This window comes from Herbaspirillum sp., assembly GCF_035644555.1.
Taxonomy (GTDB): domain Bacteria; phylum Pseudomonadota; class Gammaproteobacteria; order Burkholderiales; family Burkholderiaceae_D; genus Herbaspirillum.
In genome coordinates this window covers 223,523-238,479 of sequence record NZ_DASQOH010000012.1, presented here as the reverse complement: position 1 = coordinate 238,479, position 14,957 = coordinate 223,523, and the positions used below count along the sequence as shown (strand labels likewise).

The 14,957-nt window shown below is 64.4% G+C and carries 14 protein-coding genes; 6 read left to right on the top strand and 8 right to left on the bottom strand.

Annotation, left to right across the window (positions count from 1 at the left end):
• Positions 1-31 precede the first annotated feature (31 nt).
• Complete coding sequence (locus tag VE092_RS04915) at positions 32-898, top strand: PCC domain-containing protein (protein WP_324874374.1); 867 nt, start codon at positions 32-34, stop codon at positions 896-898.
• 139 nt (positions 899-1,037) lie between these two features.
• Here VE092_RS04915 and VE092_RS04910 read toward each other — a convergent pair whose 3' ends face one another.
• The 5 genes from VE092_RS04910 to VE092_RS04890 form a co-directional block, all read right to left on the bottom strand.
• A complete protein-coding gene (locus VE092_RS04910) occupies positions 1,038-1,406 on the bottom strand; it encodes a response regulator (RefSeq protein WP_006462277.1) in 369 nt (122 codons plus the stop codon).
• A 72-nt stretch (positions 1,407-1,478) separates the two neighbouring features.
• Complete coding sequence (locus VE092_RS04905; RefSeq protein WP_324874372.1) at positions 1,479-2,432, bottom strand: chemotaxis protein CheX; 954 nt, start codon at positions 2,430-2,432, stop codon at positions 1,479-1,481.
• A 34-nt stretch (positions 2,433-2,466) separates the two neighbouring features.
• Positions 2,467-3,075, bottom strand: coding sequence for a hypothetical protein (locus VE092_RS04900; protein WP_324874370.1), 609 nt, complete (start codon positions 3,073-3,075; stop codon positions 2,467-2,469).
• Complete coding sequence (locus VE092_RS23155; RefSeq protein ID WP_414653412.1) at positions 3,072-3,797, bottom strand: methyl-accepting chemotaxis protein; 726 nt, start codon at positions 3,795-3,797, stop codon at positions 3,072-3,074. The genes VE092_RS04900 and VE092_RS23155 overlap by 4 nt, the downstream gene beginning before the upstream one ends.
• A gap of 62 nt (positions 3,798-3,859) precedes the next feature.
• Positions 3,860-6,286, bottom strand: coding sequence for an ATP-binding protein (locus VE092_RS04890; RefSeq protein ID WP_324874368.1), 2,427 nt, complete (start codon positions 6,284-6,286; stop codon positions 3,860-3,862).
• Positions 6,287-6,652: 366 nt separating this feature from the next.
• On the opposite strand from VE092_RS04890, the gene VE092_RS04885 reads away from it, so the two are divergent.
• The 4 genes from VE092_RS04885 (at position 6,653) to VE092_RS04870 (ending at position 10,899) form a co-directional block, all read left to right on the top strand.
• Positions 6,653-7,438 (top strand): SDR family oxidoreductase, encoded by a 786-nt coding sequence (locus VE092_RS04885; protein ID WP_324874365.1) that lies wholly within the window; start codon positions 6,653-6,655, stop codon positions 7,436-7,438.
• A gap of 42 nt (positions 7,439-7,480) precedes the next feature.
• The gene (locus VE092_RS04880; protein WP_324874363.1) at positions 7,481-7,666 is read left to right on the top strand and encodes a hypothetical protein; all 186 of its coding nucleotides are present in this window, start codon (positions 7,481-7,483) and stop codon (positions 7,664-7,666) included.
• Between the two features lie 81 nt (positions 7,667-7,747).
• Positions 7,748-10,108: a VTT domain-containing protein gene (locus VE092_RS04875; protein WP_324874361.1), complete on the top strand. Its 2,361-nt coding sequence runs from the start codon at positions 7,748-7,750 to the stop codon at positions 10,106-10,108.
• Positions 10,108-10,899, top strand: a complete 792-nt coding sequence (locus VE092_RS04870) for an endonuclease/exonuclease/phosphatase family protein (RefSeq protein ID WP_324874359.1) — start codon at positions 10,108-10,110, stop codon at positions 10,897-10,899. Before VE092_RS04875 ends, VE092_RS04870 begins: the two co-directional genes overlap by 1 nt.
• A gap of 12 nt (positions 10,900-10,911) precedes the next feature.
• Here VE092_RS04870 and VE092_RS04865 read toward each other — a convergent pair whose 3' ends face one another.
• The 3 genes from VE092_RS04865 to lepB form a co-directional block, all read right to left on the bottom strand.
• The gene (locus VE092_RS04865; protein ID WP_324874357.1) at positions 10,912-11,247 is read right to left on the bottom strand and encodes a hypothetical protein; all 336 of its coding nucleotides are present in this window, start codon (positions 11,245-11,247) and stop codon (positions 10,912-10,914) included.
• A gap of 406 nt (positions 11,248-11,653) precedes the next feature.
• Positions 11,654-12,226, bottom strand: coding sequence for a TetR/AcrR family transcriptional regulator (locus tag VE092_RS04860; RefSeq protein WP_324874481.1), 573 nt, complete (start codon positions 12,224-12,226; stop codon positions 11,654-11,656).
• Between the two features lie 182 nt (positions 12,227-12,408).
• The gene (lepB, locus tag VE092_RS04855) at positions 12,409-13,104 is read right to left on the bottom strand and encodes a signal peptidase I (RefSeq protein WP_324874355.1); all 696 of its coding nucleotides are present in this window, start codon (positions 13,102-13,104) and stop codon (positions 12,409-12,411) included.
• Between the two features lie 361 nt (positions 13,105-13,465).
• On the opposite strand from lepB, the gene VE092_RS04850 reads away from it, so the two are divergent.
• Positions 13,466-14,926 (top strand): efflux transporter outer membrane subunit, encoded by a 1,461-nt coding sequence (locus tag VE092_RS04850; protein ID WP_324874353.1) that lies wholly within the window; start codon positions 13,466-13,468, stop codon positions 14,924-14,926.
• Positions 14,927-14,957 lie beyond the last annotated feature (31 nt).

The window sequence follows — 14,957 nt, the reverse complement described above, 5'->3', positions numbered from 1 at the left end:
CCGCACCCAGACACCTTAGCCAGGAGACCGCATGCCCACCCCGCAAGCCTTTGCCCGTACCGTCCGCCATCCCGGCCCGCCTGAACCCGAACGCATCGTCAGCCTGGAAGGCCAGGCCATGCAGCTTGATTTCACCCTGGAGGCGGGCCTGAGCCTGCGCGACGCGATCAGCATCCCGCTCTCGCGCGCCGGGCTCGATGGCGGTACCGTGCGCTTTGCCAATCTGAAGATCGCCGCGCTGCACTTCCTCATGCCCGCGCTGGCGGTGGATGACCAGCATGCCGCCTTCTACAGCGCGCCGCATGCGATGGAAGAAGGTACCGTCATCGAATACGCCTGCGCCACCTATGGGCGCAAGGACGGCGAGCCCTTCGTGCATTGCCACGCCATCTGGCGTGGTCGCGATGGCCAGCGCCAGGGCGGCCACCTGATGATGGAAAAGACCATCGTCGGCCAAGCCACACCGGCCCAGGCCTGGGGTTTGCACGACGCCACCATGGCAACGCGCTATGATCCGGAAACCAATTTCACCCTCTTCTACCCCACCCGCCTATCGGACCAGGCCGTCGTCGCCACCGGCAAGCGCGTGGTGCTGGCCCGCATCCGGCCCGACCAGGACCTGACCATGGCCGTGGAGCAGGCCTGCGCCGCCCACGACATGCGCAACGCCATCGTGCGCGGTAGCGTGGGCAGCATCATCGGCGCCGAGTTCGAAGACGGCCGCGTACTGGATGACCGCGCCACGGAAATCCTGATCCGTGCCGGGGAAGTCCGGGATGGCATCGGCCGCCTGGATATCGGCCTCGTCAATCCGCAAGGCCAGGTCTGTGAAGGGGTGCTGGCGCGCGGCTGCAATCCGGTGCTGATCTGCTTTGAGCTGGTGCTGGAAGAGCAGTAAGGCGTGGCAATAAAGGCCCGCACGCCCCGATCCCGGAAATTGCCGGATTTCGAAAGCACCACGACCGGCATTACTGTCGGCCGTGGGGAGATCTTGTTTGAATCTGACCAGGCGCCTCAGCGCCAAGCAACAAGCAGTTTTACGCCCCCACCAGCTTCTTGAAAGTCGGCAGCACCGCCTCCCCCTTGAAGGGTTTGACGATCCAGCCCTTGATGCCGGCGGCCTTGCCGCGTTCCTTCATGATGGGCGAGTTCTCGGTGGTGAGCATGATGATGTTCACGCTGGCATTGCCCAATTCGCTGCGGATCTTCTCGGCCATGGTCAGGCCGTCCATGTTGGGCATGTTCACGTCGGACACCACCAGCTTGATGGCCGGGTCGCCCTTGAGCTTGTTCAGCCCGTCGCGGCCATCCACGGCCAGCGCCACGTCCAGGCCGTTCTTCTTGAGGAAGTCGCCGACCTCGGCGCGCACGGTGCTCGAATCGTCCACTACCAGGATTTGTGCCATGTTGAATTCTCTTTCACTAGGGTTGCGTCAATGAGGGGGTTGGGGGGCGCAATCTCGCCGCGGGCAGCCAGGTCAGAACAGTTCCAGCTCGCCCGATTCAAACAGTTCTTCCACCGAGGTCTGGTTCTCGCGGAAATCCTCGGGCGACCACGACAGGTTGAAGATGAAGCGCTGCAGCAGCACCAGCGGCACGCCGTCATCCCGGCGCAGCACGTACTTGAAGCACAGCTGCGCATCGTCCGAGCCGAACGAAATGTAGCGATGCTGGTGGTTGATGATGATCGGCACCTGGCTCAACTGCTGGATGGGCTGACTCTGGTTGATGAAGCGGTTCTTGAACCAGCCCCAGATCAGGTTGGTCAGTTCGCCCAGGGCATTGTTGAGGTGGCGGAAATCATCAGCCGCTTCCGGTGCCAGCGCCTGCAGGGTCTTCTGCTCGGCCTGCAGCATCATGTAGCCACGGCACCAGCTGCTCTCCAGCGGGATCAGGGTGAACACTTCACCGAAGATGATGCGGTCACGCACCAGATAGGGTTGGTCGATCTCCACCTCCATGCCCGGGAACTGGCTCTCCAGCACCATGCGGCTGATTTCTGCGATGCCGCGCACCAGCGCATTGGGGTAGTGCTGGCTGAAGATGGAGGCCGCCACGGCGGGGGCCAGGGCTTCGATGTCGTCGATGCGGTAGACGGCGCTGAAGAGTTCGCTGTCGCGCTCGGCCAGTGGCGTGTCGGCGCTTTCACGGCGGCGGCGCAGGAAGAGCGGCAACTCGGGGCGCACCTCGCGGATGCGGCGGGCCAGGCCGCGACCGCCCTCGCCCAGACCGGCCAGGCTCTCCGAGAGCATGATGCCGCCCAGGTCGACGTTGCTGCGCAAGACCGCCATGACGTGTTCTTCATGCGCCTTCAGACCGACCAACTGATGCCGTTCGCAAAAGGATTTGATGGTGTCGTAGCAGTCGGCATCACGGTCCAGGACCAGGACCTTGCTGGTGATGGTGTTGTCGAGGCTGGCGCTGGCTTGCATGATGGTGTGGGTTCCCCGGATCGTTGATGGAGGTCTAGAACAGTTCGAGTTCGCCTGTGGTGTCTGCCTGCTCTTCGGCCGATACGGCAAAGTCCAGCCGGTCATAGGCCGATACGCAGAGCGAGACATGCAGCCGGGGCGACTGGTCGATGTCGATGGCGAAATGGCGCACATGGGCCTGCCTGAGCTTGTGCAGGTAGTGCACGCACTGGGTGTCGATGACATTGGGTGTGGACATGCCCAGGTGCGGAAAGAAGCGCCCCAGCTCGCGATTGAAGATGCCGCAGCACAGGTTGCCACTTTCGGCCAGCGTGTCCATGAAGGCCTGCTCGCTCTCTGCCGCCCCTCCACCGTCACCGGTGAGCCGCGCAAAGTGGCCCTTGGTGGCGGCGTCCGGCGTGAAATGGAACATCACCATCAGGCGGAACAAGTAGGAGGAAATGGTGAGCACAACCATCTTCTTTTCCGCCAGATCGTCCACCTCGACGGCGGTGATCACCGCGTCGGCGCCGGAGGGTACCAGGCTGCCGCGCAGGGCTAGCTGCAACAGGGTGTCGAAGCCATCGCGGGCGCTGGCGCTGATGCGCTCATCGGCGACGCTCTCGGCCACGGCCTGCAGCTCGTCCATATCGTTGGCGCTCATGCCGCCTCGGCCAGGGTTTCCCTGGTCTTCTTGTTGATCAGGTCCAGGCCGATGACGGCACCCATGATCATCTTGCCGCCAGCCTGCAGGTCCTGGAAGGTGGTGGTGGTGATCAGGTCGTTCTGGTACAGGTTGGCGCGGTAGCTCTTGGAGAGTTTCTCGGCCCGTTGCGCCAGGTCACGCACCTCCTGCGCCACTACCGCGAAGCCACGCCCGTGCACGCCGGCGCGGGCGGCCTCGATGGAAGCATTCAGGGCCACGATGATGACCTGGTTCACGATCAGGGCGAACTCGTCGTTCATGCGGTGCATGTCGCGGTTGTGGGTGATGAGTTCGTTCATGTCGTCGTGCCAGCGCTCGAAGGTCCGCACCAGGCCCAGCAGCTTGCCGATGGTGTCCTGGGAGGCGTCGCAGTTCTGCATCACGCGCGAGAGGCTGTCGCTCTGCTGGTGATTGAGGCGGGCCAGCATGGCCTCGCTCTCGTGCCGCATCTCGGCCATGTGGCGCTCGGCGTCCAGTTGCTGCTGTTCCAGCTGCTGCTGATGGACGGCCCACTGCTCTTGCTGCTGTACCAGGGTGGCCAGTGCCTGGTCGCGGACCTGCTCCAGCTGGCCGGCATCGAACAGCTGCCCGGCGCGACGCTTCTGCCGCAGCCACAACCAGGTCATCGGCAGGCCGGCCAGGACGGCGCCCAGCGCCACCAGGAGGATCGAATTGAACATGCTCATCCGTTTTAGCTTCCGCGTTTGCTTCTCTTGCTTGGCTGCCCGATGCCGGTCAGTCTTCAGGCCACCTGGGGATTGCCGTCCTGCGGCAACATCACGGCTGCAGCCGTGTCCTGGCCTGCCACCGGGTAAGGCACGTCGATGCCGTCCACTTCCACCGCCACGCTCTCGGGCAGCATCACGATGATCTGGAAGGGACGGAAGGCCGCCCCTTCGTTGGTATCGGTAAAACGGATCTCGATCTGTCCATGTTCGCGTGTGACGAAATCCAGCACCGCATCCATGCCCACGCCACGACCGGAAACGTCGGTCACTTCGCTACGGGTGGAGAAGCCCGGTTGCAGGATCAGGCGGGCGATCTCCGCGTCCGACAAGGCCTGGTCCACGGTGATGAGCTGTTTTTCGATGCCGATCTGGCGCACCTTTTCCAGGGCCAGGCCGCGACCGTCATCGGACAGGGCCAACTGGAACATGTCATCCATCACGCCCATCTCCAGCCTGATGCTGCCTGTTTCCGGCTTGCCCTTGGTCACCCGCTCCTCACGCCCTTCCAGGCCGTGATCCATGGCATTGCGGATCAGGTGCATGAACACATTCTGCAGCAGGGGCGAGGCAAAACTGTGGACCACATAACCGTTGTCCTCGATCTGCACCAGCGGCGCAGCCTTGCCCAGATCAGCGGCCAGCGCCGGCAGCGAGTCGATCACCGGGGCCAGGACCTCGGCGACGGTCTCGGTGCCCAGCAGGCGCAGGGTACGGCGCACGTCGTTACGCACGGCCACCAGTTCGTGCAGGTTGGCGGTGTTGACGTTTTCCAGGCGCTGCAGGCTTTCCTGGATGTGCTTGCGGTCGATGGTCAGGACCTGGCGTTCGTAGCCCGGCAGCACCGGGTCTACCGCGACGCTGACAGCGCGGCCCAGGGTGACATCGTTGATGCGGGCGTAGCGCTCGATGATCTCGCGCACCTGCGCCAGTTGCTGCAGCAGTTCCTGCTGGTTCCACACGGCGCCGCTGGCCGGGTGACGCAGGTCATCGTAGTGCTGTTCGGCGTGGTGCACCACATTGGCCAGGTGCAGCAGGCCATAGGTGCGGCCATTGCCCTTGATGGTGTGCATGTTGCGGAACAGCTTGGCGATGGCGAAGGCGGTCGCTTCCGGGTTCTGGTGCACGATCTGCTCATTCTCGTCAAGGAAGCGGCGCGCGCTGCCGATGAACTCGGCGAACTTGGGCGCAGCCACAGCCAGGATCTCGCCGATCATTTCCAGTTCGCGCTTCTGTTCGTTGGCTTCCGCCGCCAGCTGGCGCAGCTCGGTCACGTCACGCACGCACAGCATCAGGCGGATGACCATATCGCTCTCGTCGGTGATGGGCGACCAGGACAGGTCCAAGATCTTCTTGCTGCCGTCGGCCATGGTCTTTTCGATCTCGCCCACCATCAGGTGTTCGTTGAACTCGAAGTTCATGACGTCTTCGCCGATGCAGGCGCCGCCAATGGCCTCGATCTGCGACAGCGTATCGGCGCCCAGGTTGGTGTTGGCAAAGACCAGTTCCATCACGTCGCGGCCGGCGATGTCGGTGGTTTCGAAGACGGTTTCGAGGAAGGCCGAGTACTCCGGATGGATGCGGTTGCCATCGACAATGGTGAGGATGCCCTGCGGGATGTTCTGCAGCATGGCCTGCATGTCGGCGGTCTTCTGACGCACCTGGGCCGAGGCTTCTTCGATCTTCTCCACCATGCCGTTGAAGGCCACGATGGAGTGACCCACCTCATCCATGCGCTGCACCGGCAGACGGCGGGTGAAATCCTGGCTGGTAGCGATCTCGCCCATCATCGCCGCCATGCGGCTGATGGGGCCGGTGATCTGGCGATACAGCAGGAAGCCGATGCCCCCCAGCAGCAGCACAGCCATCACCGTGACCACGCTGATGGTGGTGGTGGTCTGGGCCAGCTTGCCGTTGAGCGAGGCGATGGCATCATCCTTGAAGCGGTTCTTTTCGATGCGCAGGGTGTTGACGATGCCTTCCAGTTCGCTCTGGTACTGCATCACGCCGCCGAAGAACTGCGCCTGGGCGATCTCGTTCTTGCCAGCCAGCTTGAACTTGGCGGTGGTGTCGATGGCGCCGAAATAGTTGTCCAGGCTTTCCCTGGCCTGCTCGATCAGGCCACGCTGTGCCACACCCTCAGCCTGCCTGGCCTGCGCTGCCAGGGCCTGCTCCAGCACGGCCTTCTTTTCGGCCAGCTTTTCATTTTCCTGTGCGACCAGTTGAGTATCGCTCTCGGTGACCATCACCATGGCCGCCAGCTGTACGTCCTTCAACTGCCCCATCAGGTCGGACGAGGCCAGCACGCTGGGCATCACACCTTCGGTGACGGAACGGACCTCGACGGCACTGCTGCGCGACTGGTACATCGCGTAGCCACCGATGCCGGCAATGGCGACGAAGGTAAGTATCACCAGTAGCGTGATACGCATGCGGATGGTCATGGAATTCCCCTTGATATGGCGACGAATCGGCGATGTTGTCATTTGGCTCACACTCTTCCTTGGAAGATGAACAAATGAACGACCGGCCTGGATGCGGGGCGCATTGTTGCACTCAAGTATTACTGCTACGTGACAATTCATCCGCCGCGTACACCGCATGAACGCACTCGCGTTCGCTGTCCAGCAGTCGCCCCGACCGACGGTCCCGGGCAATGGGAAGGCAGCCCTTTCGCCGCCAATGGAGACAGCATCTTCCTACATCAGCTTGCGGGCCTGTCCGATGTGCCGACGGCCGACGAGGGCCTATCGTGAGGCATTGGCATTCTGGTCAGCAGGTTGCCCGTCATTTTCTGCAAAGGAGTCCGCATGCATCCACTGAATCCCTCCCATCTGCAACGTTTCAAGGACAAGGTCGTCATCGTGACCGGTGCCGCCTCCGGCATCGGTGAGGCCACCGCCCGCCGCTTTTCCGATGAAGGCGCGAAAGTCTTGCTGGCCGACCGTGACGTGGCATCGCTGAACAAGGTATTCGATTCGCTGCCGGCCGAGCGCACCGCTGCGCGCGAGACCGATGTGTCACGCCATGAAGATGTGCGCGAAATGGTGGCCTTCGCCATTGAGCGCTTCGGCCGCCTGGATGTGCTGGTGAGCGACGCCGGCATCTTCGCCGAAGGCAACGTCACCGAGGTCAGCCCGGAAGACTGGCATCGGGTGCAGGCCACCAATGTAAACGGCGTCTTCTATGGCGCGCGCGAAGCCATGCCGCACCTGGAGAAGACGCGCGGCTGCATCGTCAATGTGGCCTCGGTGTCGGGGCTGGGAGCGGACTGGAATCTGTCGGCCTATAACACTTCCAAGGGTGCCGTGGTCAACCTGACCCGCGCCATGGCAATGGACTTCGGCCGCAAGGGCGTACGCGTCAATTCGGTCTGCCCCAGTTTCACCCATACCGCCATGACCGCCGAGATGGAAGACGACCAGGTCCTGCAGGACAAGTTTGCCGAGCGTATCCCCCTCGGCCGCGGTGCCGATGCCCCGGAGATCGCCGCCGTGATCACCTTTCTGGCCAGCCCCGATGCGGCCTTCGTCACTGGCGTGAACATGCCGGTCGATGGCGGTCTGACGGCGTCCAACGGCCAGCCCCCGCAGTGAACGTCCACTGCCTCCGATGAACATCGCCACCAGGAGCACACCATGAGCCAGGCCATTCCCCTGCCCGAAGAGACTACCCGCGCCACCGAAACCGGACTTGACAAGAGCAAGCCCCATCCGCTGCCGGCAGCGCCACACGAGGTGCAGCGCCCGGGCCGGCAGGGGCCAGCGCAGGACCAGGCGGCACCGCCTGCCGAAGAGCATCCACTCTCGGTCGGCAAGCCCTGATCCGGCGCGACCGGCGCCCCATCCACCACAAGAACAACTGGCGCATCATCACGCAGCGTCGCGCCCCACGGAGGCCCTACCATGCCGTCCCCTATCGAATCGGATACTCCCCCACCCGGACTTCTGCAGCCCGGTCGCAATTGCTGGCGCCTGGAACATGCGGACCGTTTCAAGTTGCTGATCGACGCGGCCGACTATTTCCGTGCACTGCGGCTGGCGCTGCTGCAGGCGCGGCGCAGCGTCCACATCCTTGGATGGGATCTCGACAGCCGCACGGTACTGGTTCCCGATGGCACGGACGACGGCCTGCCAGCGCAGTTGGGCGACCTGCTGCATGCGCTGGTGGAGCGTGAGCCGGGACTGCACATCCGCGTCCTCAACTGGGACTACGCCATGCTCTACGCGCTGGAACGGGAGTGGATGATGGCCCGCAAGCCCGGCCGCGCGCGTAACAAGCGACTGCGTTTCCGCACCGACGCCCGCCATCCGGTGGGGGCATCGCATCACCAGAAGATCGTGGTCATTGATGACCGGCTAGCCTTCGTCGGTGGACTGGACCTGACGCGCTGTCGCTGGGACACTCCGGCACATGCGGCCGAGAATCCCCTGCGCCGCGATCCGGATGACAAGCCCTACGCCCCCTTCCACGATGTGCAGGCCATGGTGGATGGCGATGTCGCCCGGGCCCTGGGCGAGCTGGCGCGCCGGCGCTGGTTGCTGGCCGGCTATGCCGAGCGGCGCCCGCAGCCGCGCGAAGCCAGCGAATGGATGGAACTGAACCAGGCCGATCCTTGGCCGGCCGAATTCGAGCCCGACCTGCGCGACCTGCGCGTGGGTATTTCCCGCACCGAGCCGGCCTATGAAGACCGCCCCGGCGTATTCGAGGTGCGCGAGCTGTATCTGGACGCCATTGCCGGTGCGCGTGAACAGCTGTTCTTCGAAAACCAGTATTTCACGTCCAACGTGCTGGCCGAGGCCATCGGCGCCCGCCTGCGTGAAGCCGACGGGCCTGAAGTGGCGGTGATTTCGCCGCAGACCCAGAGCGGCTGGCTGGAGCAGGCCACCATGGGGGCGCTGCGTGCGCGCATCCATCATCGTCTCAAGAGCGCGCTGGAGACGCACGGTCCGGAAGCCGCCGCACGCTACCAGATGTATTGCCCGCACCTGCCTGGTCTGGAGGACGCCTGCTGCCTGAACGTGCACAGCAAGGTGTTTGCCATGGACGACCGGCTCTTTTCCGTGGGCTCGGCCAACATGAGCAACCGCTCCATGGGCTTCGACACGGAATGCAACCTCAGCATCGAGGTCCAGGGCGATGCCGACAAACAGCGCGAGGTCGCGCAGGCCATCGCGTTGATGCGCAACCGGCTGCTGGCCGAGCATCTGGGCGTGACACCCGCCGCCGTGCAACAGGCCATGGATGAACAGGCTGGCCTGCATGCCGCCATCGACCGCCTGCGCCGGCCGCAGCAGCGCGAATTGCGTCCCATGGACCCGCGCCTGATCCCCGAACTGGACGCACTGACCCAGGACAATGCGGTGTTCGACCCGGAGCGGCCGGTCAGCCCGGACGAAATCGTCGATGCCTATGTCCCTCGCAGTGCCCGTAAGCCGGTGCCGCGCCGCATGATCGGACTGGGGGTGCTGGCGGTGGCACTGGTCGCCTTCGCGCTGGCCTGGCGCTTCACGCCCTTGCGCGACTGGATCAACCTGAGTTCGCTCATTGCACTTGCGCGCAGTGTCGACCAGATGCCGTTCACACCGGCCATCGTGATCGCTGCGTTCGTGGTGGCCGGCATGCTGATGGTACCCATCACCATTCTGATCGCGGTTGCGGGAGTGGTCTTCGGCCCGGTCAACGGTGGCCTGTATGCGACCGCCGGGGTCGGCCTGAGCGCCCTGCTCGGCTTCGGCCTGGGTCACTGGCTGGGCCATGATGCCTTGCGCGACATGCTGGGTCCGCGCATCAACAATCTCAGCCGCCGCTTTGCCCAGCGCGGCATCGCCGCGATGGCGGTGATCCGCCTGCTGCCGATTGCCCCGTTCACCGTGGTCAATGTGGTGGCGGGGGCCTCGCACCTGGGCTTGCGTGATTACCTGCTGGGCACACTCATCGGCATGGCGCCGGGGATCGTGCTGACGGTGGTGTTTTCGCACAATCTGGCCGAGGCGATCCGCCATCCCAGCCTGCAGACGGTGTTGGTGCTGGCGGCGGTGACGGCGGCGCTGATGTTGACCGCCTTCGGACTGCAGAAACTGCTCAAGCCACGCAACAAGGTGGGCGGCGATGCGCCTCGCAAGTCCGGTCCGGCCACTGCCGGTTCCGGCCCCTCCGGCGCTTCTCCCCCGGCAGAGCCGGGCGGACGCCGCGACGACCCGCTGCCCCGCATCAATGCCGACCGCGTCAGTGCGGAACATGCCGTGGAGGTGCGCCAGGCCTGATGCGAACCGCGACCCTGTCCCATCGTCAGCCGGCGCCGACCGCGACGGCCGAGACGCCATCGGAACTGGTGCTCACCGCCGACGTACCGCTGCGCCAACTGGATCCCTGGCCCCTGACGGTGGCCACCTACAACATCCATGGCGCCATCGGCATTGATGGCGTCTTCGCGCCCCAGCGCATCGCTCGCGTACTGGGCGAGATCGGAGCCGATGTGGTGGCTTTGCAGGAAGTCCCGCTGGGCGGTTCGGCGCAACCGGACGTCCTGGCCCAGTTACGGGAAGAAACCGGATTTTTTGCAGTGGAAGGTCCGACCATGGAAAGCCCGCAGCGGCGCTATGGCAATGCCGTCCTGAGTCGTTACCCGATCCTGGCCAAGCAGAGCATCGATCTCTCCTTTGGCAGCCGCGAGCCACGCGGCGCGCTGGATGCCGATATCGACTGCCACGGTCACATGCTGCGGGTGATCGCCACCCACCTGGGGCTCAAGCCGGCCGAGCGGCGCGCGCAGATCAAGCGCTTGCTGCAGGCCTTCGATACGGACCAGGCGCCAGTCATCCTGATGGGCGATGTCAACGAGTGGTTCATGTGGGGGCGCGCCTTGCGCTGGCTGGTGTCGCATTTCGAAGCGGCACCGGCACCGCGCACCTTTCCCTCGCGCTGGCCGCTGTTCGCGCTGGACCGCATCTGGATCAGTCCGCGCCACCGGTTGCTGCAGGTCAACGTGCACCGCACGCCGCTGGCCAGACTGGCCTCGGACCATCTGCCGCTGGTGGCTCACATCGACGGCTGAGGCGGGGATCGCTCAACGCGCGCAGCGCTTGCCATTCCATAGCTTGACCGCCAGCGCGATCCAGATCAGCAGGAACAGCATATTGCCGGGCAGCCAGATCATCTGCGTCCAGACATAGTCGCTGACCCACAGCGCCAGGACCTCGCGGCAACCGCACACCTGATCCGCATAGAACAGTTCACCGCTGCGCGCGGCCGCGAACTGCAGCCACAGAAAGGCCAGCAGCATCGGAATGGCGATCACCCCGGCCAGGCAACAACGTCGCAACTGGCGCTGCCGTCGCCAGTGTCCCTCGCGCTGCCATGCGCTGGCTGCGCCCGCGCACTCCTGCATCGCCTCGCCGTGCATATTTCCCCCTTGCACTTGCATGTATTGTCTGCCCCTGGGTCGCCGCAACGCCGCCACGAGGGCGCCCAAATGCGGAACGGCAACCATAGTCCGGCGGCCTTGCACGGCTGCCGGTGCTGCTGTCTGTATGGATCAACGTAAGGTAAAGAGAGGCCTTGCCGTGACCGGCAGGCGGAAAGAAACGGGCCGCCGGCCTGGCTGGCGGCTCGCATTTCCCATGGGAAGACCTCCGCGTGCGATGGCGGAAAGTCTGGAGGTGCAGGCCGTTTTAAGCTGACAAACGACCTGGGGACCCTTTAAATGGCCCGAACTCCTGTTTCAAAAGACAAAAAGTCTCTTGCCCAGAACCAATACGATACGTTTCGTCTCGGATTCTAGGTGCAAATTATCTGCTGCTCAACAAAATTTACGCTTGTTGGGGCGAAATTTTACTAGGTGCCAAAAAAGGCTGTGACAGCGCAATGCTGCCCAGGACCAGCTTCAGTTGGGACTGGATCTGGCGTTCGTCGATGTCGGCACTGCCGGTCAGGAGCCGCTGCAGCAAGGGGGCATACAGCAGATCGAAGACCAGGTTCAGGTCGGCATCATCCCTGAACTCGCCGCGTTGGGCACCGCGGCGCAGCACATTGACCAGCGCCTGCCGGCGCGGTTCGAGATAACTGTCATTGAAGATACGCTTGCTCTCTTCGTCGAACTGGGCCAGCGCGATCATCTCGCGCACCACGCGCCCGGACTTGCCGCGCAACAGTTGGGACAGTTGCAGCATGTGCAGCCCGATGTCTTCCCGCGCCGAACCGCTGTCGCCGATGGCGGGCATCGGTTCCACGGCACGCAGCAGGGCTTCCATGGCCAGCGCGCTCTTGTTGGGCCACCAGCGGTAGATGGTGGCCTTGCCGACGCCGGCGCGCGCCGCCACTCCCTCCAGGGAAAGCTTGTCGAAACCGATCTCCTCGAGCATCACATAAGTGGCATCGAGGATGGCGTCATGACTGACGGCATTCCTGCGGCGACCGGTGGCCGGATCGGAGATGAAGGTAAGAGAAATGATGTGCTCCAGAAGGCAATGGCATGTTTTCCGTGTCTGGTAACGGCATGCTTTTGGACAACTTGAGCAATTGACAGCAAAAAAAACGATTTTTTTGCGACAAAATTCGCGGAACGTTATTTTTTGTCGCTCACCGGGTCCAGCAGGCGGCCAAAGCGGTCCAGGCGCGGCCGGTAACTGCTGTCCGCATCCAGTGAAAAGGCGATGCGCCGGGTCCTCCCCATCAGCTCGCTACGGGCAAAGAACCCGAAATAGCGCGAATCCATGCTGTTGTCGCGATTGTCCCCCAGCATCATGTAATGGTCCGCGGGCACCACCACCGGCCCGAAGCTGCTGTGCAGGCTGGGATGCGATTCCGACAGGCGCACCAGGTGGTTCATGCCGTCGATGCGCTCATCCCGATAGACCGCCTGATCCACGCCGTCACCGGCCTGTGGTCTGACCTGGGCCGGCCCGTAGCTGGCCGGTCGGCCGTTGATGGTCAGCACGTTGTCGCGCAACTCCACCACATCCCCCGGCAGGCCGACGATGCGCTTGAGCAGCAATTCCCCGGCCTGGTGCGAATCGACGGTGACGATATCGCCGCGCCGCGGCTCGCCCAGGCGCATCAGGCTGATGTGCGTCAGCGGCAGGCGCAGGTCGTAGGCCAGCTTGTCGACCAGGATGCGGTCACCCACCATCACGGTGGGCAGCATGGAACCGCTGGGCACCACGTTGTAATCGGCAATGGCACTGCGAAACACCACCATCAGGGCGATAAAGGCCAGCAGACCCTTGTTGTGGGCGAGCAGCTTGCGGGCGGTCGAGGGCATGGTCCATCTCCTGATGCGGGGTAAGCTGCACATCCTACCGCAAGCCAGCGTCGCCATGGGTTGGCAGCTCTCGGCTGGCGGGACGGGAGCGCGGGCGGGAATGCAGTCGCCGTGCCGGCCCACCCTGGCTGACAGAATTGTCATGTGGATGTCAGCCTGACGTCGAGCGGCAACGATTACATTAACGCCGTAAGCAGGGGCCGGTCGCAGGCGCTGAGGGGTGCCGGATTGGTCTGTCCGTTATCCGCCAGCCATCTCCGTGAACCTTATGGTCGTCCCGTTTCGCCGCGTCGCAGCCAGCGTCAGTATCCGTCATTTCACTCATCCCAATAATCGAATCCCCTTCCGCGCCAAGAAGGGAATGATGGTACTGTTGCTGGCCGCGCTGCTGGGCGGTTGCGCGGTCGGCCCTGATTATGTACGGCCAACCATGGACCTGCCGACGGCCTACAAGGAAGCCGGCCCCTGGAAGGTCGCCGCGCCGCGCCAGGTTGATGACCGTCAGCAGTGGTGGGAAGCCTATGGCGACCCCATCCTCAATGATCTGATCGTCCAGGCCAATGCCGCCAACCAGACCATTCAGCAGGCCGCCGCGCAGTACCGCCAGGCCCAGGCCACCGCTGCACTGGCGCGTGCCAGCCTGTGGCCAAGCCTCGGAATACAGGCTGGCGCCACGCGCGGACAGACCAATACCAATGGCGTACAGCGCCTGGCCGACACCTATACGGTGGGCTTGAATGCCTCCTGGGAGGCCGATGTCTGGGGCCGCATCCGACGCGGTGCCGAAGCCGGCGATGCCAGCGCCCAGGCCAGTGCCGCCAGCCTGGCCGCAGCCCGTCTGGCGATCCAGGCCACGCTGGCCCAGGATTACCTGCAACTGCGCGTGACTGACCTGCAGAAGGACCTGTATCGCCGCACGGTCGAGGCCTATCGCCGCTCGCTGCAACTCACCACCCATCAATACGAAGCCGGCACTGCGCTGCGCTCCGACGTGGCCCAGGCCGAGACCCAGTTGCGCGCCGCCCAGGCGCAACTGATCGACCTCGATGCCACCCGCAACCAGCTGGAACACGCCATCGCCATGCTGATCGGGAAGGCCCCGGCGGCCTTCTCGCTGGCGCCGGTGACCGCGGCCACCGCCAGCGACGATGCCATGGATGCCAATGCCCAGCGCCTGCAGGCCAGCCTGCCGCAGATTCCTGCCGGCCTGCCCTCGGAGCTGCTGGAACGACGCCCCGACATCGCCAACGCCGAGCGCCTGGCCGCTGCCGCCAATGCCAACATCGGCGTAGCACGGGCGGCCTACTTCCCCACGCTCACCCTCTCCACCACCGGCGGCTACAACAGCCTGGCCTTTGCGCAATTGTTCGACACGCCCAGCCGGGTCTGGTCACTGGGCGCGGCCCTGGCCGAGACCCTGTTCGATGGCGGTGCCCGCAGCGCCCGCAACGATGCCGCCCTGGCCGCCTATGACGCCGCCGTGGCGCAGTACAAGCAAACCGTGCTGGGCGGCCTGCAGGAGGTGGAAGACAACCTCTCCACCCTGCGCGTGCTGGACCAGGAAAGCGCGGTCCAGGCGCAGGCCGTGCAATCGGCGCAGCTGGCCGAACGCCTGGCGTTGCGCCAGTATCAGGCCGGCACCGTCACCTATCTGTCGGTAGTGACTACCCAGGCCACGTCGCTGACCAACCAGCGCACGGCCGTGACCCTGCTGGGCCGGCAACTGGTGGCCAGCGTCGCCCTGATCAAGGCCACCGGCGGCGGCTGGCAGGCCGCGGCGCCGACGCCGGCCACGCCGCCCGCGCCGATGGCGGCCCGCTGAGCGTGGCCACGCACCCATTTCCGAATCAACA

Coding starts and splice junctions, on each gene's coding strand:
- VE092_RS23155 (WP_414653412.1), bottom strand. CDS start 3,797: ATGTTCAATTCGATCCTCCTGGTGGCGCTGGGCGCCGTCCTGGCCGGC.
- VE092_RS04900 (WP_324874370.1), bottom strand. CDS start 3,075: ATGAGCGCCAACGATATGGACGAGCTGCAGGCCGTGGCCGAGAGCGTC.
- VE092_RS04905 (WP_324874372.1), bottom strand. CDS start 2,432: ATGCAAGCCAGCGCCAGCCTCGACAACACCATCACCAGCAAGGTCCTG.
- VE092_RS04870 (WP_324874359.1), top strand. CDS start 10,108: ATGCGAACCGCGACCCTGTCCCATCGTCAGCCGGCGCCGACCGCGACG.
- VE092_RS04890 (WP_324874368.1), bottom strand. CDS start 6,286: ATGACCATCCGCATGCGTATCACGCTACTGGTGATACTTACCTTCGTC.
- VE092_RS04910 (WP_006462277.1), bottom strand. CDS start 1,406: ATGGCACAAATCCTGGTAGTGGACGATTCGAGCACCGTGCGCGCCGAG.
- VE092_RS04885 (WP_324874365.1), top strand. CDS start 6,653: ATGCATCCACTGAATCCCTCCCATCTGCAACGTTTCAAGGACAAGGTC.
- lepB (WP_324874355.1), bottom strand. CDS start 13,104: ATGCCCTCGACCGCCCGCAAGCTGCTCGCCCACAACAAGGGTCTGCTG.
- VE092_RS04850 (WP_324874353.1), top strand. CDS start 13,466: ATGATGGTACTGTTGCTGGCCGCGCTGCTGGGCGGTTGCGCGGTCGGC.
- VE092_RS04880 (WP_324874363.1), top strand. CDS start 7,481: ATGAGCCAGGCCATTCCCCTGCCCGAAGAGACTACCCGCGCCACCGAA.
- VE092_RS04915 (WP_324874374.1), top strand. CDS start 32: ATGCCCACCCCGCAAGCCTTTGCCCGTACCGTCCGCCATCCCGGCCCG.
- VE092_RS04875 (WP_324874361.1), top strand. CDS start 7,748: ATGCCGTCCCCTATCGAATCGGATACTCCCCCACCCGGACTTCTGCAG.
- VE092_RS04865 (WP_324874357.1), bottom strand. CDS start 11,247: ATGCACGGCGAGGCGATGCAGGAGTGCGCGGGCGCAGCCAGCGCATGG.